Origin of the sequence: Rossellomorea sp. FS2, from assembly GCF_047915635.1 — a bacterium.
Classification (GTDB): Bacteria; Bacillota; Bacilli; order Bacillales; family Bacillaceae_B; genus Rossellomorea; species Rossellomorea marisflavi_A.
The window spans coordinates 29,079-53,167 of record NZ_JBLRVS010000007.1 but is presented as its reverse complement, the minus strand read 5'-3'; the positions used below and the strand labels follow the sequence as shown (position 1 = coordinate 53,167).

Annotated in this window: 21 protein-coding genes; 17 read left to right on the top strand and 4 right to left on the bottom strand. The window is 49.8% G+C overall.

Going from position 1 to position 24,089, the window contains the following annotated elements; translation table 11 throughout:
* The first annotated feature begins 39 nt into the window (after positions 1-39).
* From ACNA6I_RS19740 to ACNA6I_RS19685, 12 genes are all read left to right on the top strand, one after another.
* Positions 40-1,791, top strand: coding sequence for a sensor histidine kinase (locus ACNA6I_RS19740; RefSeq protein ID WP_048006488.1), 1,752 nt, complete (start codon positions 40-42; stop codon positions 1,789-1,791).
* A complete protein-coding gene (locus ACNA6I_RS19735) occupies positions 1,792-3,252 on the top strand; it encodes a response regulator transcription factor (protein WP_416314017.1) in 1,461 nt (486 codons plus the stop codon).
* 318 nt (positions 3,253-3,570) lie between these two features.
* Entirely contained in the window at positions 3,571-4,509 is a 939-nt protein-coding gene (locus ACNA6I_RS19730; RefSeq protein WP_048006490.1) for an ABC transporter permease, read from the top strand.
* Between the two features lie 131 nt (positions 4,510-4,640).
* Positions 4,641-5,495 carry a carbohydrate ABC transporter permease gene (locus ACNA6I_RS19725; RefSeq protein WP_082139787.1) on the top strand — a complete coding sequence of 285 codons (855 nt, stop codon included), beginning with the start codon at positions 4,641-4,643 and terminating at the stop codon, positions 5,493-5,495.
* Between the two features lie 48 nt (positions 5,496-5,543).
* The gene (locus ACNA6I_RS19720) at positions 5,544-6,995 is read left to right on the top strand and encodes an ABC transporter substrate-binding protein (protein WP_048006492.1); all 1,452 of its coding nucleotides are present in this window, start codon (positions 5,544-5,546) and stop codon (positions 6,993-6,995) included.
* A gap of 124 nt (positions 6,996-7,119) precedes the next feature.
* Positions 7,120-7,392: a hypothetical protein gene (locus ACNA6I_RS19715; protein ID WP_053072174.1), complete on the top strand. Its 273-nt coding sequence runs from the start codon at positions 7,120-7,122 to the stop codon at positions 7,390-7,392.
* A 128-nt stretch (positions 7,393-7,520) separates the two neighbouring features.
* On the top strand, positions 7,521-9,038 hold the full coding sequence (gene nikA / locus ACNA6I_RS19710; RefSeq protein ID WP_416314016.1) for a nickel ABC transporter substrate-binding protein: 1,518 nt from the start codon (positions 7,521-7,523) through the stop codon (positions 9,036-9,038).
* Complete coding sequence (gene nikB / locus ACNA6I_RS19705) at positions 9,035-9,976, top strand: nickel ABC transporter permease (RefSeq protein ID WP_048015892.1); 942 nt, start codon at positions 9,035-9,037, stop codon at positions 9,974-9,976. The genes nikA and nikB overlap by 4 nt, the downstream gene beginning before the upstream one ends.
* A 1-nt stretch (position 9,977) precedes the next feature.
* On the top strand, positions 9,978-10,796 hold the full coding sequence (gene nikC, locus ACNA6I_RS19700; protein WP_048015891.1) for a nickel transporter permease: 819 nt from the start codon (positions 9,978-9,980) through the stop codon (positions 10,794-10,796).
* Positions 10,796-11,590 (top strand): ATP-binding cassette domain-containing protein, encoded by a 795-nt coding sequence (locus ACNA6I_RS19695; protein ID WP_416314015.1) that lies wholly within the window; start codon positions 10,796-10,798, stop codon positions 11,588-11,590. Before nikC ends, ACNA6I_RS19695 begins: the two co-directional genes overlap by 1 nt.
* Complete coding sequence (locus tag ACNA6I_RS19690) at positions 11,587-12,345, top strand: ABC transporter ATP-binding protein (RefSeq protein ID WP_063190699.1); 759 nt, start codon at positions 11,587-11,589, stop codon at positions 12,343-12,345. Before ACNA6I_RS19695 ends, ACNA6I_RS19690 begins: the two co-directional genes overlap by 4 nt.
* Positions 12,346-12,417: 72 nt before the next feature.
* The gene (locus tag ACNA6I_RS19685; RefSeq protein ID WP_048015888.1) at positions 12,418-12,858 is read left to right on the top strand and encodes a hypothetical protein; all 441 of its coding nucleotides are present in this window, start codon (positions 12,418-12,420) and stop codon (positions 12,856-12,858) included.
* A 48-nt stretch (positions 12,859-12,906) separates the two neighbouring features.
* Here the strand turns inward: ACNA6I_RS19685 and ACNA6I_RS19680 are convergent, their stop codons facing one another.
* Positions 12,907-13,443, bottom strand: coding sequence for a hypothetical protein (locus ACNA6I_RS19680; RefSeq protein ID WP_416314014.1), 537 nt, complete (start codon positions 13,441-13,443; stop codon positions 12,907-12,909).
* Between the two features lie 191 nt (positions 13,444-13,634).
* Between ACNA6I_RS19680 and ACNA6I_RS19675 the strand changes: the two genes are divergently transcribed.
* The 4 genes from ACNA6I_RS19675 to ACNA6I_RS19660 all read left to right on the top strand — a co-directional run bounded on the left by ACNA6I_RS19675 (position 13,635) and on the right by ACNA6I_RS19660 (position 20,598).
* Positions 13,635-15,608: an acyltransferase family protein gene (locus ACNA6I_RS19675; protein ID WP_416314013.1), complete on the top strand. Its 1,974-nt coding sequence runs from the start codon at positions 13,635-13,637 to the stop codon at positions 15,606-15,608.
* A 366-nt stretch (positions 15,609-15,974) separates the two neighbouring features.
* Positions 15,975-17,402 carry a Na+/H+ antiporter NhaC gene (gene nhaC / locus ACNA6I_RS19670; RefSeq protein ID WP_416314012.1) on the top strand — a complete coding sequence of 476 codons (1,428 nt, stop codon included), beginning with the start codon at positions 15,975-15,977 and terminating at the stop codon, positions 17,400-17,402.
* Positions 17,403-17,429: 27 nt separating this feature from the next.
* The gene (gene iadA / locus ACNA6I_RS19665) at positions 17,430-18,590 is read left to right on the top strand and encodes a beta-aspartyl-peptidase (RefSeq protein ID WP_048006497.1); all 1,161 of its coding nucleotides are present in this window, start codon (positions 17,430-17,432) and stop codon (positions 18,588-18,590) included.
* 16 nt (positions 18,591-18,606) lie between these two features.
* Entirely contained in the window at positions 18,607-20,598 is a 1,992-nt protein-coding gene (locus ACNA6I_RS19660; protein WP_416314011.1) for a sigma 54-interacting transcriptional regulator, read from the top strand.
* 189 nt (positions 20,599-20,787) lie between these two features.
* Here ACNA6I_RS19660 and ACNA6I_RS19655 read toward each other — a convergent pair whose 3' ends face one another.
* Entirely contained in the window at positions 20,788-20,847 is a 60-nt protein-coding gene (locus tag ACNA6I_RS19655) for a putative holin-like toxin (protein WP_231578717.1), read from the bottom strand.
* A gap of 360 nt (positions 20,848-21,207) precedes the next feature.
* Here ACNA6I_RS19655 and ACNA6I_RS19650 point away from each other — a divergent pair, with 360 nt between their 5' ends.
* Entirely contained in the window at positions 21,208-21,510 is a 303-nt protein-coding gene (locus tag ACNA6I_RS19650; RefSeq protein ID WP_048006498.1) for a DUF3817 domain-containing protein, read from the top strand.
* A gap of 38 nt (positions 21,511-21,548) precedes the next feature.
* Here ACNA6I_RS19650 and ACNA6I_RS19645 read toward each other — a convergent pair whose 3' ends face one another.
* Complete coding sequence (locus tag ACNA6I_RS19645; protein WP_416314010.1) at positions 21,549-23,807, bottom strand: hypothetical protein; 2,259 nt, start codon at positions 23,805-23,807, stop codon at positions 21,549-21,551.
* A 95-nt stretch (positions 23,808-23,902) separates the two neighbouring features.
* Positions 23,903-24,089 (bottom strand): hypothetical protein (locus tag ACNA6I_RS19640; RefSeq protein ID WP_416314009.1); only part of this gene is annotated, 187 nt, incomplete at its 5' end.

Genomic DNA, 24,089 nt, shown 5'->3' with positions numbered 1-24,089 from the left:
GCTCCTGTTCCCTTTTTACCTTGATGAGGAAGTGATGAAATGAAAGCGTTACAGCCGATTAGACGTATCAGCAAAAGGATGTTTTACCGGGTCTTTCTTACATACTCCCTCATCATTTTTCTGACGATGACCGTCTTATTTGTCTTTCTGACAGACTATTATTCTGATTTTATCGTTCAAAGGGAAATTGACCGCCAGGAAACGATCATCAACGAGATCAAATCGGAGCTGCAGGGCAAGCATCAGTTCGTAAGACAGGGCATCCAGCAACTGTATCAGGAGCAGCCCCTCATCGAGGATCTGGCATTTGCCCTGCAGCATGACTATCAAGACTATATCGGCTACCGGCTCGATAAGTTTTCCAACAGTGATTCATTCGTCCCATACAACTTTGATATCTTCGTGAAGAACTATTTTTCCAGAGACCCTGAATCGATCGCCCTGCGGATCCGGAATGAAAGTCTGGGGACAGAATATATGTATCTATTCGACCATAGCCGATGGAAACAGGGGAATCATTATAAAGAAGGAGCTTCTCCCATTACCGATGAACCATCAGAGCCTAAGGATATGTTTGTCGTGGAGGAGCAGATCAATGATCCTGTCTCCATGGACCGTCTTGGGAAAGCGATGGTGTACTTCGGGTACGACTCCATTGACGGTCTCCTCACCCTTACGGATATGCCTGCGAAAAGTGCGTTTATCATCACGAATGAGGAGGGGGATATTCTGTACAGCTATGGAAAAGCCCCCACATCCCTCATTGACGGTCTTTCCTACAGTGCCGTGCAAAAGAAGGTGGATGATCATGGCCGGTATTATATCCAGTCATCCATAGAGCCGGTGAGCGGGCACATGGTGACGGCCATTGTACCTGAGAAAGAGATCGCTCAGCTGTTCACGTATAAAACGACGATCTTTTTCCTTTTGATCTTGCTTACGACCATAGCCATCATCCTTCCTTACTTTGCACTCAGGGGGTACTCCAAGCGGTTGGATGAAATCATGAACAAGATGAAGGAAGTCCAGGAAGGGAACATCGATGCACGTATCGAGACGACACATGTAGACGATGATCTCACTGACATCTCGCACACCATCAATAAGACATTGGACGATCTGAATGATTACATCGATAAAGTGTATCGTTCCAAACTCAAGCAGACAGAAGCGGAACTCGCAAACCTTCAGGCACAGATCAACCCACACTTCCTTTACAATACCTTGGAAGCGATCCGCATGAAGTCGCTATCTGAAGGAGGGAGGACGTCTGCAAAAATGATCGTACAGCTTGCCCACCTGTTCCGCTACTCCTTGAAGTCCGCAGACCTGGTGCCTGTAGAGGATGAAATCAATCATGCCCATCAATACATCGAGCTGTTCAAGGTCCGCTTCCCTGATCAGCTGACGACTGAACTGTATGTGGAAGAGGAGCTGAAGTCCCTTTATCTACCACCTTTCATCTTGCAGCCCTTCATCGAAAACTTTTTGATTCATGGGTTCAGGAGGGATAGGCAGGATAATCACTTGAGTGTCTCGATCCATAAAATGGGCGATACGGCCAGAATCATTATTGAAGATAATGGTACCGGGATTGAGCAGGATCGACTTCACAGCATCATGGAAAGGTTAAAGGAGGAAGTGGGATCCACCAGCTCCATCGGTGTGGGGAATGTCCATCGCCGGATCCGACTGAAATATGGAGAAGGATACGGGGTGGAGATAAAAAGCATAGCGGGTGTAAAGACGACCGTACAGATCACTCTACCATTCATGAAAGAGGTGCAATAAATGATCCGGGTGATGATTGTAGACGACGAACCATTGATTTTGGATGGACTGACCTATCTATTGGATTGGGAGTCCCTTGGATTTGAAGTGGTGGCCAAAGCGAGAAACGGCAGAGAAGCTCTGGAATTATCCAGGACGATTGCATTCGACGTTCTGATCACCGACATAAAAATGCCGGAAATGACGGGGCTCGAGCTCATTGAAGCACTGAAGGAAGAACAGGAGGAAGTGAAAGCCATTGTCCTTTCTGGATTCCAGGAGTTTGATTTAATTAAAAAGGGGCTCGTCCTGGGAATCGAAAACTATTTATTGAAGCCGGTGAATGAGGATGAACTGGTCTCCTCCCTTCTTCATATAAAAGATAAACTCGATCAGCAGGATCTTGGAGAGGAATCGATTCTCATCCTGCGGGATCACTCCATCTGGAGGTACATGATGGGGAAGATGCCCCTCCGTGAATTTCAGGAAAGGCTGGCGCTCTATCCTGAATTGACTCTCCCGTTCCCCTTTCATCTCGGGCTTCTCAAAGTCGAGGACAGTGACAGTGTAAAGGTTCAGAAACAGATTGAAACCGGGCCATCCATCTGCGTCACCACTCCACAAGGGGACTTGATGATCTTATGGGACCCTGCACATGTTGAAGCTGAGTTAGAGCGAATAACCCCGATTGTAGACGAAAGGAAAGGGATCCTGGTGACAAGCGGAAGAGTGGAAGAGATCGGTGAAACCCCAAGAGTGATGAAGGAGCTGGAGCGTGCGAGTGAATTAAAGATGATCCTTCCCGATCAGGAGCAACACCTTGCAGAGGATATGATTCTCTCTCCTTCCATCAAGACAATCGATGTCCGGAACTATTTGAAGCCGGAGATGCTCGAGGGGCTGGCAAACGAGGAGTATGGACGAGTACGCGAGGAACTCGGCAACGTCTTCATTCAGCTCTCCTCTGACCCCTTCCTATTGAAAAGTGTGTTTCTTGATACCTTCTTCCAGATGAAAGGGCGCTTCCTCTTATCTTTGGAATACGGTCAGTATGTCCAGATCATCCATGAGATCCTCCATATAGAAGGAGAGGAGGATGCGATGAGGCTTCTTGACACGTGTATGAAATGGATGGAAAGAGAAGGTCAAGGTGAAGAAAAGAGAAGTCCGATCATCCAGACGGTCCTGACGTATATCCATCAACATTATTCGGAGGATATGTCCCTCAAAACGTTGGGCCATCGCTTCCACATCAATCCTATCTACCTTGGCCAGCTCTTCCAGAAGGAAGCCGGGGACTCTTTCACCAAGTACTTGAATAAACTTCGCATTGACCGGGCCAAGAAACTCCTATTAAACTCTCATGAGAAAGCTGGCCAAATCGGTAAACGTGTAGGCTATACCGACGCCACCTACTTCTATAAGCAGTTTAAAAAATACGAAAACGCCACTCCTTCAGAATGGAGAAAGCAGCGAGTTTGATCCCTTTTATTAAAGGGATTTTTTTATAGGGGAATCGGGGGATGATGATTGGTTAGAATTCTTCCACTGTAAAGCACTCAGCTATCTCCTGCGTTTTGATTCAGGAAAGTAGATTGGAAGCTTTAAAACCGCTGAAGATAAACGGTTTAACAGATGCACTCATTACAAAAAAACCTCCAAATCCAAAAGCCGTATCCACCATTCCTTTGACTGAAAAAAACAACTATTTACTTTGACCAGTAAATCTAAGATATCTCAACTATTTCAAATGAAAGGGTTTTCATATAATGAGAGTATAGCACCGAGGGGAGGAGAAACATGAACAGAGTCAAACAATTTTTCAAAGATCTATACGACAACCGGATCTGGCTTTTAATGATCCTGCCAGGCCTCATCTGGCTGATCGTCATGAAGTACATTCCCATGTTCGGTCAAGTGATCGCCTTCAAAAACTTCCGGTTTCACCCGGACGGATTCTTTGCCAGCGTCTTTACGAGTGAATGGGTCGGATTCGAAAACTTCAAATTTTTGTTCAGCACGAATGACGCATTCGTCATCACACGGAACACCCTGCTTTATAACATTCTTTTCATCGTCGTCGGCCTTATCCTATCCGTAGCAGTAGCCATCATTCTTAGTGAAATTACAAAGCAGAAGCTGGCGAAAATCTACCAGACGGGCATGCTTTTCCCGCATTTCCTTTCCTGGGTGGTCGTAAGCTACTTCGTCTTCGCCTTCCTGAGCGTCGATAGGGGATTGTTCAACAGCGTACTCGGTTACTTCAACATCGAGCCCGTCTCCTGGTATAACGAGCCCAAATACTGGCCGTATTTCATCACCTTCATCAGCCAGTGGAAAGGGGTCGGATTCAGTTCGATCGTGTATTTGGCAGCCATTGTAGGTATTGACCGGACGCATTATGAAGCCGCCATGATCGATGGAGCGAACAAGTGGCAGCAAATCCGCCATGTGACGATCCCGATGATCATGCCGCTTATCGTCATCCTGACCATCTTGAACATCGGAAGCATCTTCAGCGCCGATTTCGGGTTGTTCTATCAGATTCCACGTGATTCCGGACCGCTTTACTCCGTTACGAATGTCATTGATACATATGTCTATCGTGGACTCATGACCATGGGGGATATCGGGATGAGCACAGCCGCAGGTCTTTATCAGGCCACTGTCGGATTCGTCCTCATATTGATTACCAACTACATTGTCAGGAAGATCGACGAAGACAATGCCCTCTTCTAATCTGAACGAAAGGAGTGTGTCAGGTGGAAACGACGACCAAGACCACGGAGGTCGGACTTAAGGGGAAGCCGGCCGTCAAGAAGCCCAAATCGTATAACCCCTATGGATTCACAGGTAAGACAAGCGTCCTCATGCATGTGCTGCTCGGTAGCTTTGCTTTCATGTGCATCTTCCCGTTCCTGTACGTCATCATTATCTCCATCAGCAATGAGCAATCCCTTGCGGAGAATGGCTATCAGCTCATTCCGGAGCAGTGGAGCCTGGATGCATATAAGTATCTATGGGATATGAAGGCCCAAGTGTTACAGGCCTATGGTGTCACCATCTTTGTGACCGTAGTGGGAACCTTCCTCAGCGTGACGGTCATCTCCATGTATGCCTACGCTATCTCGCGCAAGCAATTCAAGTTCCGTAAACAGTTTACATTCATTGCCTTCTTCACCATGCTGTTCAGCGGGGGGATGGTCCCGTTCTACATCGTCATGACTCAGTTCCTTGATCTGAAGAATACGATGTGGGCCCTCATCCTTCCGATGGCCGTGAATGCATTCTACATTATCATCATGAGGACATTCTTCCTTCGTTCAGTGCCGGAGGCCATTCTCGAATCAGCGAGAATTGATGGTGCAGGAGAGATGAGGATCTTCCTCACGATCGTACTGCCGTTATCCATACCGGGTATTGCTACCATCGCCCTTTTCAGTACGCTCGCGTATTGGAATGACTGGTTCAATGCTCTGCTATTCATTGATGATCCCAACAAGATCCCGCTTCAGTCCCTATTGATGCGGATCGAGAATAACATGGACTTCATTAAGCAGAATGCCATGCTTTCCAACCAGAACAGTGCCATTTTGAAGTCGATACCGCAGGATTCTGCAAGGATGGCCATGGTCGTCATTGCGACCCTGCCGATCGCCTTGTCTTATCCATTCTTCCAGAAATATTTCATTAAAGGATTGACCATCGGCGGTGTGAAAGACTGATCACCTCTGTATGTTTTTGAAACAAAACTATGAATTGGGGGATGAAACATGAAGAAAATCGGAATTCTGTCGCTCGTCTTGCTTCTGCTCACTGGTGTCCTTGCTGCATGTAGCGGAGGGGGAAGTGAAAAATCATCGGGAGACTCGACTGATGAAGAAGTGAAACTTACATGGTATATGATTGGTACGCCTCAAAAGGATACAAAAGACGTCATGAAGGAAGTCAACAAGTATACAAAGGAAAAAATCAACGCCACCATCGATATGAAAATGCTCGATTGGGGCGAATACAATGATCGCATGCAGGTCATCACGACCTCTGGGGAAAATTATGATATCGCCTTCACAAGCTCATGGGCGAATAACTATGCCCTCAATGCAAGAAAAGGCGCCTTCCTTGGCCTGAACGATCTTATGGACAAGTATGGGAAGGACATGAAGAAGCTCATCGACCCGGCCTTCCTGGAAGGGGCTCAGATCGATGGAGAACTCTATGCGGTCCCGGCCAACAAAGAGGTGGGTCAGCAGGCGGTGCTTTCCTTTAACAATGAACTCGTTAAAAAGCATAATCTTGATATCTCGAATGTGAATTCGATTGCAGATCTCGAGCCTCTTTTAAAAGTCATCAAAGAGAAAGAGAAGAATGTCACACCGATCGCAACATTCGATGCCTATCTGCCATTCGATTCCATTCTTCAAGAAGAGCTTCCGTTTGCTTTCCGCTTAGATGGGGATACAGATGAAGTCGTGAACAAATATGAAGAAGAGATCACCATGGAAACATTAAAAACCATGCATGAGTACTATAAAAAAGGCTATATCCAAAAAGATGCTGCCACTAGCACGGATTCCTGGCCGCTTGAAACGCCGAACTGGTTCGTTCGCAAAGAAATCTATCAACCGTATGCTGAAGACGTATGGTCCCGCTCTGCCGGTTATGAGATTGTGACAAGGGAGCTTCACGAGCCTTATATCTTCAATAACTCTGTCACAGGCTCCATGCAGGCCATCTCTGCCACATCGAAGAATCCTGAACGTTCCATGATGTTCCTGAATCTATTGAACTCCGATGAATACCTCCGGAACCTTCTTGATAAAGGGATTAAAGGAACCCACTACGAAGAAAACGAAGATGGTACAATCAAAGATCTTCCCGCACGTGTAGAAAACTACAACATGCCAAGCTTCGCCATCGGAAACCAGCTGATCCTGAAGCTGTACGAAGATGATCCGAAGGACAAATGGGAAAAATTCGAGGAGTTCAACAAGAACTCTACCCCGTCACCGGCTCTTGGATTCTATTTTGACTCCAATCCCGTACGTACAGAAATTGCAGCCATCTCCAACGTAACAAGCGAATTCTCACCAGCCCTTCTCAAAGGCGCGGTTGATCCGGAAGAATATCTCCCAGCTTTCAATAAAAAGCTGAAAGAAGCCGGAATGGAAAAAGTACTCGATGAAATCCAGAAACAGTACGATGAGTGGAAGAAGAAACAATAAGTGAAGCACGGGACGGTTCCGATGCGTCAAAAAATGACGCACAGGAACCGTCCCTTTGTGTCATTCTGAAAAACCAACGAATAATCCAAAAGTCATCCTCATAAAGTGAATTGGGGGTGATGGAATGGAGACGGAAAAAGCAGTAGTGGTGGAGGATCCGCATCATAACGGTATGGCCGTGACGTCGCTGGTGTTGGGAATCGTGGGATTTGTGATCGGTATTATCCCAATCATCGGCTGGTTCTTTATGCCTGCGTGGATCTTGGCGATTATATTCGGTGCGGTGGGCATCAGGCAGAATCAATCAAAGGGGATGAGCTACACCGGCTTGATTCTTGGTATCGTGACGTTTGTGTATAAATTCGGCTTCTGGTTGCTTGTGGCTGCAGGGGCTTAAAGGGAGAGAGACTTCTATTCTAGGAGTCTTTTTTATTTTCTTGTTGATAAATCGTAATGGTTACGATATATTTAAATCGAAATCATTACGTATTAAGGAGAACCGATGTTATGCGCACATTTCAATCTATGATACTGGTTGGTTTACTGGCAGGAGCCCTCATGTTGACGGGCTGTCAGGGTGCCACTGCGACAAAGGGAGAAGAAACAGAAGGGAAGCATCTATCCTTCCTCTATAATTTTGCCACGAATTCATTGGACCCCCATGTGGATTCCAGCTATGTCCCTTTGAGGGCAGGTATTACGGAAACACTGATGAAATTGGATGAAGAGAAGCTCACGGTCACGCCATGGCTGGCCGAAAGTTTTGAAGGGGAGGACGGTCAGAACTGGACGATACATATTCGTGAAGGTGTGACATTCCATAATGGGAAAGAGCTTGATGCCGATGCCGTCAAGGATTCGTTGGCGCGAGCGGTGAAAGAGAGCATAGCGGTGAAGAATGCCCTGAAGATCAAAGAAATGAAAGCGGCTGGTCAGATTTTGAAGATCCAAACGACGGAGCCATTCCCTGAATTCATCTCGGAGCTTGTGAACCCGAACACGGCGATCATCGATGTGTCAGAGGATGATATCATCAATCGTCCTGTGGGAACGGGACCGTTCGAGCTGTCTTCTTTTTCCCCAGGAAGCAAGCTTGAAGTCGAGAGATATAAGGACTATTGGGACGGAGCGGCAAAGTTGGATGCTGTAACGTTTGCCTTCAATGAAGATGCCTCCGCACGGACCCTTGCCCTCAAATCGGGTCAGGTGGATGTCGTCTATCGTCCTGAAGTGGAAAGTCTTGATTCCCTCAAAGCGGAAAAGGGGATGATCGTGGATTCCACTTCGACCTTCCGTGTTCATCAGCTGACGATGAATATGCAGCGGGAGGAAATGAAGGATGTAAACGTCCGCCGCGGGATTGATGCGCTGATCGACCGTAAGGAAATCGTCGATACGATCCTGCTTGGACATGGGGAGCCTGCCATCGGACCATTCCTGCCTTCACTGCCGTTTGCTCCTTCGTATGAAGAGGATGGACAAGAGGAGGCTGTGGCTTATTTGAAGAGAGCGGGCTATACCATCAAAGATGGAGTGATGCAGAAGGATGGGAAGCCCCTCACATTGACGCTACTTACCTACTCTGCCCGTGCAGATCTTCCGTTGATTGCCCAGGTGTTCCAATCTGATGCAAAGAAGATCGGGATCGCGGTGAAGATCCGTCAGATCGATGTGCCGGAAGACTATATGGGGGGGAATCGTGATTGGGATCTGGCCACTTACAGTAATCTGACGGCCCCCAGGGGAGATGCAGGGTATTACCTGAATGCGACGTATCATCCCAAAGGGGCGCTGAACTTCAGCGGAGCAGAAGAGCCTGAGCTTACCTCCATCATCGATGAACTGAATCGTACTGTGGATCAAGAGAAGCGGGCAGAGCTGTCGGAAGCGGCTGCAGATTATGTGCATGATCATATGATCAACTCCTTTATCCTCCACCCATCCACCATCGTGGCGTACAACGGTGATCGTGTGAAGAATTGGGTGACGACCAAGAGTGAGTACTATATGATCACCAATGAACTGGATGTGAAGGAACCATGATCCGCATCATAGGGAGGAAGTTCGCTGAAACGGGCTTGTTCCTTCTCTTCCTCACGTTTGCAAGCTTTGCTTTTGTCAGGTTGGCGCCGGGAGACCCCGTGTTGACCATCCTCAATGTCGACGAGGTGTCTGTCAGTCAGGAACAGGTGGAGTCCCTCCGTGAGGAAATGGGCTTCGATAAGCCGCTGCTTGTGCAATACGGGCAGTGGCTCCTCCGTTTTGTCCAGCTCGATGCAGGAACTTCATATGTAACAGGACAGCCAGTGATGAGCATGATCAAAGCAGGGCTCCCCGCCACGATTGAGCTGACGGCTGGGGGACTCTTTGTGATGCTCTTCATCGCCTTGCCTTTAGGGTCTCTTTCCGCCCTGTACCAAGGGAGCTGGATCGATTCCCTGAGTCGATTCCTCTCTGTGATCGGTGCTGCGGTACCGAGCTTTTGGCTTGGATTGATCTTCATCGATGCTTTTGCAGTGCGTCTCCAATGGTTCCCTACGATGGGGAGGGAGGGGCTGTCCACGTTGATCCTTCCTGCTTTGACGCTTGGTGTCGCCATATCGAGCGTGTACGTCAGGCTCCTCCGATCCAATCTATCGGACGCCCTCAGCCAGGAATTCATCCGGTCCGGGAGGGCGAGGGGAATCGGAGAAACCCGGCTGTTCTTTGCCCATGCCCTGCGGTATAGCCTTCCTCCTGTGATCACGGTTTTCGGTGTGAGTCTTGGGAGCTTGATCGGAGGCGTCGTCGTGATCGAAGTCCTTTTCGCTTATCCGGGGATCGGCAAGATGGTAGTGGATGCGATTCGGCAGCGGGACTATCCCCTCATCCAGGGCTATATCATGGTCATGGCATTATTTGTATTCGTCGTCAATACAGCGGTCGATCTCTCCTACCGGCTTCTGAGACCGGAGTGGAGACGTGCAGGGGGAGGGGTTTGATATGAAAGGATGGCATAAGCCGGCGCTGTTGATTCTTTTTGCCCTCATGGTCCTCGGGTCCTTGTCTGTCTACACCTTCCTCATCCTGGGCCATGCCCCGGATGACGCGGATCTGGCTCGACGCTTGAAGGGGATGAGCATGGATCATCTGCTTGGTACGGATCATCTTGGCCGGGATGTATTATCGAGAATCCTGTCGGGAGGGGTGACGACAGTGGGCTTCAGCCTGCTCGCCCTTGGAGCGGCCCTGTTGATCGGGATTCCGGTGGGGATCTATGCGGGATATAAAGGAGGACTTGTCGACCGGATCTTCATGCGGATAGCTGATGGCTTCCTGTCGTTTCCTGATACCATCGTGGCCATCGTATTGGCGGGGATGATGGGTCCAGGCATCGTGAACCTCGTCCTTTCGATCATGCTGGTGAAATGGGTGAATTACGCCCGGTTGGTCAGGAGTACGGTACTCACAGAGTCAGGAAAAGACTATGTCCTGATGGCGAAGGTCAATGGGCTGACTCAAGGCGCCATCATGAGGAGGCATCTCCTCCCCCATCTCGTAGGGAATGTCGTGGTCCTTGCCAGTCTGGACCTTGGGAAGATCATCCTGCTCCTATCTGCCTTCTCCTACATCGGACTGGGTGCCCAGCCGCCGGCGCCGGAGTGGGGGGCGATGCTCAATGAAGCAAGGCCATATTTCCAATCGATGCCGCAGCTCATGCTCGCCCCTGGCATGGCCATCGTCATCACGGTATTTGTGACGAATCTGTTGGGTGATCATGTAAGGGATCTGTACGATGTGAAAAGAGAGGTGAAGAGCTGATGCTCACGATGGAACGGGTCTCGATAACCAGTAGAGGTAAGAAGATCGTGGATGATGTCTCCCTCCTGGTCAAGCAAGGGGAGTGGCTCGCTCTTGTCGGAGAGAGCGGAAGCGGGAAGAGCCTGTTATCCCAGGCAATCGGGCGAATACTCCCCCGGGGAATGGAGGTGTCGGGGAGGCTGATGCTGGGTGACTGTGATCTCGGCTCACTTTCAAAGAGTGAAATGAGGTCGATGCTCGGCAGGGATATCGCCTATATTTCACAGGATTATCATGGCTCGTTCACCCCCTTCCTGACGATAGGGGCACATTTTAAGGAGTACGGTAAAGCTCACGGCCTGAGACGCGAAGAGTGTATGTGGAAAACGGGAGAAGCCCTGGAGTCAGTGGGGCTGACTGCAGACATGGTATCCAGATATCCTTCGGAACTGAGTGGTGGACAGCTGCAAAGGATCGCCATTGCCCTCGCCCTCTTCCTTTCACCCTGCCTGGTCATTGCGGACGAAATCACGACTGCACTCGACAGCGTGACGGGGCATCGGGTCTTGCAGCTCCTCGCCTCGAGGCAAAAGGAGACAGGCTGCGGCATCCTCTTCATCACACATGATTGGCGTACCGTCCGGCGATACGCCGACCGGATTGCCGTCATGAAAGAAGGGGTCATCGTGGAGACGGGTGGAAAACATCGGATCCTCGATCATCCACACCATCACTATACAAAGCGCTTGATTGAATCGGCCCCGGTATTGGGACGCGGCCTTCGTTCTGGCGTGGAAGGGGGAGAAACGGTATGAATGCAATGTTGGTGAAAGGGGTCACTAAGCAGTTCCACGGGAGTCCGGTGTTGAATGATGTATCGTTTGAACTGGAAAAAGGGGAGTGTCTCGGCCTCATGGGTGAGAGTGGAAGCGGAAAGAGTACCCTCGCCCGCTGTATCATGGGAATGCAGCGGGTGGACAAGGGGGCGATCCACTTGATGGGGGAACGCATCGATCATTTATCTGATCGAAAGCTGAGACCTTTCAGGAAAAGACTGCAGCTTGTCCTCCAGAACCCTGCAGCAGCACTGAATCCGAAGAAGAAAATTGCCGATTCCCTCCTCGATCCCTACTTATTTCTTGGAAAGCATGTCCGACTCCATCATTTTTCGGCCGTTTCTGAATCCCTCCTTGTCAAAGAACTTCTGGATGCAGTCGAGCTGCCGGGAGAACTTGCCGCCCGCTATCCTCATGAACTGAGCGGGGGACAGCGGCAACGGGTCAATATCGCAAGAGCCATCAGCATCGAACCGGATGTCCTCGTCCTTGATGAGCCGACAGCAAGCCTCGATGTCGTATCCCAGGCCTCCATCCTCGATCTTCTGACTGATTTGAAAGAAGAGCTGGGTCTATCCTATCTTTTCATCTCTCATGACCTGGCCGCTCTTCATGAGATGAGCGATCGCATCATGGTCATGAAGGATGGAAGGCTGGTGGACAACTTTCACAGAGGGGACATCTTCTCTCCAAATCGGGAGACCTACACAAAAGAGCTCATATCCATCTTTTGATGGCGTGAGGACAAATCCTACGCCATTTATTGGGTTCATTTGGTATAATGGTAAAAAAAGGAGGGGTTCCAATTGCTGTGGATTGGAGTGCTGAATGTAGTACTTCTCATAGTCCTGATCTTCTTGCTCTCGAAGGGATGGGTGAAGTTTGAATCCTGGTTTTACAAAAAGCTGGACGGGAGGTGGGGGTACAAGGGCCAGTTCACCTTGATGTCGGGCCTAATCTTCTTCCTGCTTTTGAGTGGAGTGGTGGCGATTAACTACACGTATCACTTCCAGCTCCTCAACACGATGTTCATCTCCAGTTTCTTTTTGGTGCTTCCGGCGGTGGTAGCTCCGTTTCTTGCCAGGCCGGTACTGAATACGGAAACCGTTCAGCGGCGATACATATCGAGCTCCGCATCGGCAGACAGGAATGTCAAGGGCATATCCCTTCCTGTCACACCTTTCATGGCTGCAACCTTCGGAATAGTTCTCGTGACGATCCTGATGACGGTTGCTGCATATTGGTGATTTTCGTTCCTCCCCCTGAAGAAGCTTCAGGGGATAGGGCTCTGTTTTTTAGATGAGCTCGAATTGAGCTCCTTTTGGATACAGGGCTTCATACTCTTCGTTATCCGGGTTGGCGTATGCCAGCTTGACGCCCTCCATCAAGTCGTTTTCCTGAAGATCATCGAGGATCGACTTGACGGCTCGCTCTACATGGACCACATAAGTGAAGATATTGGTCGTTCCGCTCCCGATGTCCCCTCCGTCACAGTGACCGTTCCCCGTCCATCCAAGACATTCGTTCATCAGGTCCTCCACTGCATGTCTCCGTTCGAGGGCTTCCTCGATCTGCTCTTCTTCATAGCTGTATTGAATGACCAGTTCATGCAGTTCTTCTTCGTCGAGGTATTCATAGCCTTCTGATTCTTTTTCCTCTGCGATTTCTTCCATCCATACCTCCGCATCTTCTCCAGTTGGTAGTGCAAAACGCCGGGACTCACCCTGATCTCCCACGATACCGAAGTGCTCCAAGAGTTCCTGGTTTTCTTCCTCCTCCCAGATCTCCCAATAAAACGTATCCTCGTCGGTCTGCTTGATCATCTTAATCATCCCATCTCCTCCTTTGTTAAAGTTTACCACGGAGGGTGTGGAACGAGCAGTACAAAATAAAAGCGAGGATGCTTTGCAGATAAAACCGGTAGGGGGAGAGAGATCCTTTACAAAGATCTAACACTCTCCATACCTTCTCTTTACACACATGATCTATGATCGAAGCAACATGACTTCAGGGAGTGGGGAAGATGGATTTACGAGTACCCGAGAAAAAGTTCCGCCCGGAATTAGAGGGGGTTCGGACGGTTGCCGCCTTGTTAGTGGCAGTCTATCACATTTGGATTGGAGCGGTCTCCGGAGGGGTGGATGTATTTTTCATCGTCTCTGGATATCTGATCACCACCTCACTTGTGTCCAAGATGGAACGTGAGGGGAGGATCCAGTTTGCAGAGTATTGGCTCGGTCTGGCGCGGCGATTATTCCCGCTTGCTTTCACGGTGCTTCTGTTTGTAGTGGTGGGATCAATCCTGTTTGTTCCGGAAAGTCAGTGGAAACAGATCATTGGAGAGGTCGTCGCTTCAGGCACCTATACTCAGAACTGGTATCTCGCGACCAGTGCCGTTGACTATCTCGGCCAGACGAATCAGGCAAGCCCGTTGCAACACTTCTGGGCTCTGTCCATTCAGGGACAGTTTTACCTCACATGGCCGTTTGTGATCCTGTTTTCCTTTTGGCTTGCCCGGAAGGTGTGGAATAGGCCGCAAAGGAAAACGCTTCTCGGGGTCCTTCTTGTCGTGTTCACGCTATCCATGGTGTACTCGATCTACCGGACGGCCGTGGAACAGCCTTGGGCATACTTTGATACGTTCGCCAGGGCATGGGAGTTCAGCCTTGGTGGAATTCTCGCCCTTCTGCTTCCGTATCTGCGTTTCACGAAAGCCATGGGATTTGTTTTCGGATGGATCGGTCTCTCCATCATCTGCTTGACGGGGATCCTGCTTCCGGTATCGACGGTATTCCCGGGATATGCAGCGCTTCTTCCCACAGGCGGTGTCATCATGATCATCATCGCAGCAGAGAATGGAAGCCGCTTCGGAGCAGAAAAGCTTCTGGGATCCAAACCGTTTCAGGCGTTCGGGTCGATTTCCTACGGTTTTTATCTATGGCATTGGCCACTGTTGATTTTTTATTATGCCAAAACGGGTGCCGATAAGATCACCTTTATTCCGGGTCTCGCCATTATGATATCGGCCGGCCTTCTGGCATGGATATCAGTCAGGATGATGGAGAAGCCCGTCCGCAAGATGAGCGTCCGGACATCGAAGAAGAAACTCATCTTCACGCTGGCGCTCTTTCTCTTTACTGTAATGGGTTCTAATACGGCTTGGGGCTACTACGTTCATCAAAAAGGGGAAGAAACGTATGCCATCGCGGATTATCCGGGAGCGAGGGCGGTATCGGAAGGCATCGCTCCTGCAAAAGGGAAAGCCCCCGCTCCGTCACCTACGGTCGTGAAAGAAGATTTGCCCGCCTTTTACGACCAGGCTGACTGCTTCTCCAACATGGAGGATGACCGGGTGACGAGGTGTTCCATGGGGGAAACGAAGAATCCGGAACATACGATTGCCCTTGTAGGAGGCTCACACTCCGGCCATTGGTTCCCTGCACTGGAGGAGCTGGCAGATGAACTTCACCTCCAGATCGACATTTACAATAAAGATGCCTGCCGATTCTCCGCTGATGATTTTGACGGGGCATTGAACAGCTCCTGCATGGACTGGAACAGATCGGTGGTGAAGATGATCAAAAAAGATCCACCGGACCTTGTGTTCACGACGGCGAATGTCGGCAGTGGGGATACGGTCCCTCAGGGCTATCTGGATCAGTGGAAAAAGCTTGAGGGGGTGACGGACATCTTTGCCGTACGTGATAACCCTGCCATGGAAGGTGACCCGGTCGCCTGTGTGGAGAAGAATGGAATAGAGGGATGCAGTGCCCAACGCTCTGACGTCCTTTCCCCTAAAGCCCCATGGGAGAGTCTCGAAGAAAAACCTTCCAATGTAACGTTCGCTGATCTTTCAGATTCTTTCTGTCAGGATGGATCTTGCCCTCCTGTGGTCGGGAATGTGTATGTATACCGCGATTATCACCATATCTCGACTTTGTTCTCCAGAACGCTTGCCGGACCGTTGGAGGAACCGCTGAGAGAGGCATTGAATTGAGATTTGAGATGTGCCAGGCCTTTTTTGAACCTATAGGGTACGATGGATAGGATGATGAGGTGTCAGGATGGGTCCTGATCATTGTACCTGTTTTTACCTTCGCTCATTGAGGTCCTTGGCGTGGAGTTAATGTAAATGAATAAAGGAAATGGAAACGTTCTGAGGGTGCTCGGAACGTTTTTTTTATGTTCAGAATCATGCAGTACAACATAAATGGGTGTTCAATCATCCCATTCATCCCGTTTCGACTCCATTTGAAGTGTGTGTATTGTATTCGTTTTTCTTAATGATTCAGATAAATCAGTAAAAAGAGAAGTTGGCACGGTTCTTGCTTGTGAAAAGAATAAAGAAGAGGGGGAATGAAAGATGACAAAGAAACCAGGTTTGTTACTTGCACTGCTACCAATTGTCTCTATGCTCGTGCTTTTGGGTGTCGGATACGGGGTATTCCATTTGAAAGCAGAGCCATTGTTGATAACAGCCACCATCATTGCCGGCTTGATCGGCCTTGCTTTAGGGCTATCGTGGGAGGAGATGCAGGAGGGGATTGTGGAGAAAGTGGCTAAATCCATGCCTGCGATCCTCATTCTGATCACGGTCGGAATCCTGATCGGCACATGGATGATTTCAGGGACGATCCCGATGATGATCTACTACGGTATCCGTTTCATCAATCCTGATTACCTGATCATCACGGCCTTCCTGGTAACGGCCGTGGTCTCGACCTTTACCGGTACATCCTGGGGATCGGTAGGGACCATCGGAGTGGCGGTCATCGGGATTGCCATGGTGCAGGGAGTGTCCCTCCCGGTTACAGCAGGGGCCATTGTGGCAGGTGGATACTTCGGGGACAAGATCTCCCCACTTTCTGATACGACGAATCTCGCTCCTGCTGCCGCAGGGAGCAATCTGTATGATCATATCCGTCATATGCTGTACACGACCATCCCGGCTGCATTGGTGGGTATGGTGATCTATCTGTTCGTCGGTAAATCTGCCATGACAGAAGGTGCCGGAGACCCGGCCAAGCTGGAGGCTATGATGTCGGCCCTCACGTCCATGTTCGGGTGGAATATCCTTTTGGTCATTCCCGTCCTCATCGTCCTGCTTGGCTCGATCATGAAATACCCCACCATACCGGTCATGCTTGGATCCTCGATTGTCGCCATCATCCTGGGGGTGGGCATACAGGGAGCAAGCCTTGAAAACGCCCTGCTCTCATCCGTATCAGGGTTCAACGTCGATATGCTTCCGGGATCGGAAGGGATTTCACCCGAAGTGGCCAACCTTCTGAATCGAGGGGGCATGAGCTCCATGATGGGCACGACGCTGATTGCCTTCTGTGCCTTCTCGTTCGCCGGAATCCTGAGTAAAACAGGATCATTGGAGGTGGTTCTCGAGAAAATCAATCAAAAGGCGAAGTCCACTGGCAGTCTCATCCTCGCTACCGTCCTCTCGTGTATCACGATGGCGGTGACAACCGGGAGCTCCTATCTGTCCATCCTCATTCCTGGTGAGCTGTTCCGTAAAGTCTATGCGGAGAGGGGGCTGGATGCCAAGAACCTATCCCGTACATTGGAGGATTCCGGAACGGTCATTGTTCCAATCGTCCCGTGGTCACTGGCAGGCGTCTACATGTCCAGTACGCTCGGCGTACCCGTTCTCGACTATCTTCCTTGGGCAGTGATGTGTTACATGGGCTTTGTGTTCGCCATCATCTATGGATATACGGGGTTTGGAATTGCAAAGACCGAGCCTGTGACATTGGAAGACCCTAAGAAATCAGCGATCTAAAGTTCAACGACAGAAAGGAAATCACTCATGTTAAAATTGATTAAACAAGCAAACGTATATACACCACAATTCGCCGGAGTCCGGGATGTATTGGTCGGGGGCGGTAAGATCATCGAGATCGGAACGGACCTGAGCCTCGGCTCCACTGATCATACTGTGATTGAAGCAAACGGGATGCATATGATCCCAGGATTGGTTGACAGGCATGTCCATCTGACCGGAGGGGGAGGCGAAGGCGGATTTTCATCCAGCACGCCGGAGGTCCGACTCAGTTCCCTTGTGAAGAACGGTATCACATCCGTGGTGGGGCTGTTGGGGACCAACGACGTGGGTAGGAGCACGAAAAGTCTGCTGTCCAAAGTGAAGTCACTTCGGGAAGAGGGAATGAACGCCTTCATGCTGACGGGGGGCTACGGCTATCCGCCGAACTCGATCACCGGTGATATCCGGGAAGACATCATGTTCTTCAGTGAAGTACTTGGGTTGAAGCTGGCCATCGAAGACCACCGCGCTTCCTACGTGACCACCGAGGAACTGAGACGACTCGCCTCCTATGTCCGGGTGGCATCGATGCTGTCCAAGAAAAAAGGATTCATCCACCTTCATATGGGTTCGGGAAAAGGACGGTACCAACAGATTTACGACGTACTGGAGTCGACGGATTTACCGATCTCCTTGTTCAGTCCGACCCATATCAACCGTACAAGCGAGCTGCTCGATGCGTCAGTTGAATTTGCAGGTCGGGGCGGGCTGATCGACCTGACGTCGAATATCCAGACAAAGACGTCAGCTGGGAGTCTTTCGCCTGCACAGGGCGTCACCTACCTTCTCGATAAAGGCGTTTCAATCGATGCGATCACTGTCAGCTCCGATGCGAATGGGAGCCTGCCCACCTTTGATGAAAACGGTCAGCTGATCGGACTGAAAGTGGCTGGAGTCGAACCGAATCTGACTGCCCTTCAGGAGCTCGTTGTTGAAGAAGGACTCTCATTGGAGGAGGCCATCAAACCTTTCACAGCCAACCCTGCAAAAGGACTTGGACTTGAGCATGGGCGGGGGATGCTCGTGGAGGGAGGAGCTGCTGACTTCATCTTCCTTGATGATGCGTTGGCCGTACGCGACGTCTTTATAAATGGTGAGGTATTTGTAGAAGGGTATGACGTGGTGAAGCGTGGTGTGTTTGAGTAAAGAAGGAGTGTAATGGATGAAGGAATTAGCGGTGGTCTCCCTTGGGGAGAATACATTGAACAGCATGATGGAACAGTTGAACCGCTACCTGGGCGATCGGGTACAGGTAAAGGGGTTTGCACTGGAGAAGGGGATGGAGCCAGACCGGTCCTGTCCCCTCATCCTGGTGACAAGCGACCTGGTCGGCAGGATGATATCAAACAACCTTTCTTCCGGACAAAAGCTCATCGTGGCAAGGAGGACCATGAGCTATGAGTTCATTGAACCCGTCTTTTCCCTTCAGGAGACGACCGATATCCTTCTTGTGAATGATACAGAGGAAAGCTGCATCGAATCGATATCACAACTGAAGAGCCAGGGATTCCACTCGTTCAACTTCCATCCGTATTACCCGGGAATCAAGGAATACCGACCTTGCGATGTCTCCATTACACCAGGTGAACCTCATCTTGTTCCTGAAGGGGTCAAGCAGGTCATCAACATCGGTCATCGGCAAGTGGATATCACCACCATTACGGAGGTCATGGCCCAGCTTGAGATCCTGGAAGACGCAGGAGCCTTGGCTTCTTCAGAGTTCGTCAGTGAGATTGTGCATCTCACGCGCTACCTTTCCACCCTCAACCGTAAGCTGGACCGCTCCAATCTGTTGCTGACGACGATCTTTGATAAATACTCCAAAGCCCTGATGTTCTGTGATCCGCATGGAACCATTACCTACGCCAACGAAAAAATGAAGTGGATCTTCGACGGGGAGAAGATTTCGGACTTGATGGGTGAAGAAACGCCTCTTGATCAGCTGGGGGAGGAAGAAATCGTCGAGATCGGCGGCAATTTGTTCATTGTCTCCGTCGACCGGGTTGAAAATCAGGAGGGAGTCATCTGCTATTTGGTGGAATGTCGGAATTATGATAGCTTCAGGCGCCTGGATACGGCCCTCAGGTCTAAGATCCAGCATCACAGGTTCATTCCGCGACACGTATTCGACGAACTGTCATCGAAGAATCCTGAGGTCACTCGGATGATCGACATGGCGAAGCGTATGGCCAAAAGCAACTCCACCATCCTGATTCAGGGAGAAAGCGGGACAGGGAAGGAGCTGCTGGCCCAAGCGATCCATAACGGTTCGGGACGGGCGGGGCAGGCGTTTGTGCCGGTGAATTTCGCTGCCCTTTCCCCGTCGATACTCGAGAGCGAGCTATTCGGTTATGTAGAAGGGGCCTACACTGGTGCGAAAAAAGGAGGGAAACATGGGCTGTTCGAGGAAGCCCATGGGGGGACCATCTTCATGGACGAGATCGGGGATGCGCCGCTGTCCCTCCAAGTGAAGCTGCTTCGCGTCCTTCAGGAAGGGGTCGTGAGGAGAGTCGGAGGAACAGAACTTGTACCGATCGACGTCCGGGTCATTGCGGCCACGAATATCAATCTGGAGGAAAAAGTGGCGGAGGGGAGTTTTCGGGAGGATCTTTATTACCGCTTGAACGTCCTTCCCCTGCAGACACATCCTTTGAGGCAGAGGAGGGAAGACATCACCTCATTATTGCTGAGCTATCTGAATGTTTATTCAGAGGAAGAACATTATCATCTGCACGAGGTGTTTACAGAGGAAGCCCTTCAGTTCCTTGTTCAGCACCCCTGGCCGGGAAATATCCGGGAGCTGACTAATGTAGTGGAGTACGTCATCAATATCAGACCCCCTGGTGAACGAATTGAGCTTCCTGATCTCCCTCCATATTTGATCAGGGAGGCTGAGGGCCGGGGATTTTCATCATCTGCCCTTTCCGAAGAAGAGCAGGTGCTGCTCACGATTTATCATACATATGGAATAGGACGGAGAAAAATGGTCGACCAGCTCAGGCAAAAGGGCATGTCGATCGGAGAATCCAAAGTGAAATCAATCATTCAAGAGCTCAAGGAGCGGGGCTGGATCACCATCCATAAAGGGGCTCGTGGATGCACGGTGACAAAAGAGGGAAGAAATGAAGCGAAAAAGCTTGTCTCATTCGGCTGATGTTGTGTAATTTCTTTACTAAATCCAGGCTTAGCGTATATAATAGAAGTACGAAACCAAAATAAAACAAGGAGCCCCGACTGCCATCGGGACTCCTTCACAACATAACCTGCATGAATGCAGCGGCTCACAAGAGTCAATCGAAAGTGAAGTAATCATTGATTTTCCTCAAGGTCATGGGGACGATGGTTACTTCTTTTTTTCGGTAACCGCGATAATCGCCACAATAAGCGAACCAAACGCAATCATCAGATGAAGCACATCACCTATTGCTATCATAAGCGTATCACCCCCTTCCGAATGAAATCAGGAGTGGGTGAGCCGCTGCCCCCATATATGTTGTGTACCTCTATTATAACACGTTTTGGGATTGTCCTACTCTCTTACAAAGGACCCATGTTGAATATTTGACAGGCTTGCGGATTGTTTTGGTCGCTCTACCAGGAGTCGCGGGTTGTTCCCGATTTTTTTCTGCTTCGATCAGGACAAGGGATTTCATTCCTTAATCATGAACAAATTTCGAATCTTTGACCGATTCAGGCATGTACCTCACTTCTTTCGTTTATATTAGAAGGAGGAAAACAAGCTTTAGCTCAGGGAGGTTTGAGTATGCAGCATACAACGAGTATCGGTCGGCTTCGTCAGGCCGGTTTTGTTGAAGGAATGTCGCTTTTGATTCTGCTTTTGATCGCCATGCCGCTTAAATATATGGCGGATATCCCCATGGCCGTCACGATTGTCGGCTCACTTCATGGTGGTTTGTTCGTGATCTATCTGTTGATCCTCGCTTACGTGACGTTCAAAGTGCGCTGGCATTTGAAGTGGTCCGTGGCAGGAGTGTTGGTCGCCTTCATCCCGTTCGGGAATTTTATCTATGACAGGGTCCTCCGCAAGTTTGAAACACGTGCATAAAGGTGAAAAGCGCTCCTCCAGAAGAGGAACGCTTTTTTTTATATGGACGCGTATTTGATGATGAGTGCTTGATGCGTCCTTTCGTTATAGGCAATCCAGCATTCATCGCCTGGCATGACACCCGTGATCGGGTCGATCGTCTGCTTGATTTCATACTGTATGCCGTTTCGATCAGCGTGAATGGTGGCGAGAGGAAGGTTTCCTACCACGCCGATAAAGGACACACTGGTGATCGTGGCGCTTCCTTGTTTTTCGTTTGCGAGGGCAAGCTCTTTATCCAGGTCTTCTTGTTTGGTTTGAATCTGGATGGTGGTGCCAGGTTCGACCGTAATATGACTCGGGATGAACTGACTCACGGTCCTTTGAACGGATTTTCCACTGGAGGATATCGTCAGATCCAGGAGGACCGGGGTCTGATCATGCAGGGCGATCGGGAACGTCTGGGCACGGAGGACGGTCCCCGTGACGGTGACGTCTTTTCCGGATCGGTTCATGATTTCGTCACCGTAAGCGACCATCTTCAGTTGACCGTTGATTCGCATCAAATCGGCTTTTTCTCCCTCTTTAAACGCAAATCCGGGAGCCTGGACGGCAGGGATGGGATAGCTTTTCCGATTGTCTTCAAATGTGAGCAGGACGACATGTCCCCGTCCGACCATCCCGTAGGACTCCACTTTTTGCAACACGGCCCCGTTGATCATTTCCGGTTGGGTCTTCCTGATCTCATCCCCTTCTTTAAGCAGCGTCACCTTTTGTTTTTTCTGGTGATAGTGGATCAGGATCTGCTGTCCCGGACGTGGCATCTGAACATAGGAAACGACGGTTTTGACCGTCTTCTCGATCCGCTCCCCTTCATGTATGAATCTGAGCTGGATTGTCACAACCGGCTGCTCGTTCAGATAGCTGCCCGTCTCCTCTATTTCTATGATCTCGGCAGTCATTGTTTCACCTTCTGAAAGCTTCTTCCTTCTGATGATCCTGAAAATAGGAGGAAGAATGAACACGACAGCAAGAAGCAGAAGCGGGATGACAATCCAGATCACCCAGTTCAGCACGAGTGCCCCTCCTTCGAGTATATAGCCTTTGAAGGAATTGAACGATTTTTCATGGGAAGGATCGGCGTTTTCCATAGCAACAATATCTGCCGCCGTCCATTCGTTCATTTTCTTAGAATCCATATTGTATACACCTGTGGATCGGTTGTTGTATGCATAGTAAAGGGAGGTACTCTCCAAGTTTTTATGGAACGAAAGCCCGCTGTCTTCAAGGTACTTAAAGGATAACGAGTTGAAAATGGGGTCTACAGAGGCGGCTTTGCCTGTGTTGTGGTTGTATATGAACCCGGTCAGTTTTCCTTTCGCATCGTCCTCTTCGGTGGATCCTGTAATCAGCACTTCCTCGTCGTTCAGCTGGTACACCTTTGTTTGATAAACCGGCTCTGGTGTCGGTACGACTTTTCCGAGTTCCCCGTCAGCCTTCACCAGTCGGGCCCTGTTGGGGTATTCCCATTCTACATCCACGGCCATCTCCTGCTCCCGGCCGATGTCGCGCTGCATTTGCTTCTCGACCGCATCTCCCATGATGGGGAACTGGTCCTCTTCGTCGGCAACGTAGACACTGAGGTGATCTTTGTCGTCTGATATGGCGCTGACAAAGGCCTTTTGATCATTTTTAAGCGTGACTTCAAAGATCGGGATGCGGGTCTGGCCGTTAAAGGTATTCATGACAGGTTCAATCCTGGCGGGTCTTGCCGGGAGGTCTTCCTCATTCAGATTGTGAAGAAGGAATCTTCCATCTTCCAGTTCCCCGAGTATGAGAGCGGTCCCTTCACTTCCGCCGGAGAAGATCAATCGCCCATTCCATTGGTATGTATTCGAGTTCAAGAAGGAAGGGATGGTCAGCCTTTTGTTGACCAGTTCTTTACGGTCGTCGTTTGGATAATAGGTATGGATTTCAAGGTCTTCAGTCGGACTTTTGGAAGCAAGTAGGAGCTGATTCCCTTGGATGGTTGACCACATTTCATCGAATGAGTAGCTTCCGGAAGTCCAGGATCTGAGTTTTTGATCGGTTTTCGTATCGTATATGCTGGCGGTCGTTTGCGTCGTTGGCACATGGTCGTATGTGATGCTGATGACACGGTTCCCTTCATCAAATGTGTAGAGCCGGCTGATGTCGTCCGGTTTGAGCTTACCTTCTGAGATGGAGTCGTTGTATCCGTTCCAGAGCATAACGCTCAGGATGATGGCCGGGATGAAGAAGACGCCGTTGAAGGTGAGGAAGCGGATGATCTTTTTCACGTGGCTGCTCCTTTCGCTGGCTGCTTTTCCTTATTTACGATTCAGTTATTGGGTTGGTTTCAAGATGGATGGTGTTGAGGTCGTAGCGATGGATTTCAAGAGGGTTCATAAAATGCGTGATGTGCCCATCTAGTATTCTCTTTTTTTGTGGCAGGTTTGTAAAGAAGGGATGGTTTGGGAGATTCGATCCTCTTGCATCCGTACATTGATAAAAAACGCAGAGTGGATTGGAGCGGAAGGTGCTTGACTCCCTCGGAAAAAGTTATTATGACGGGTGTTCCA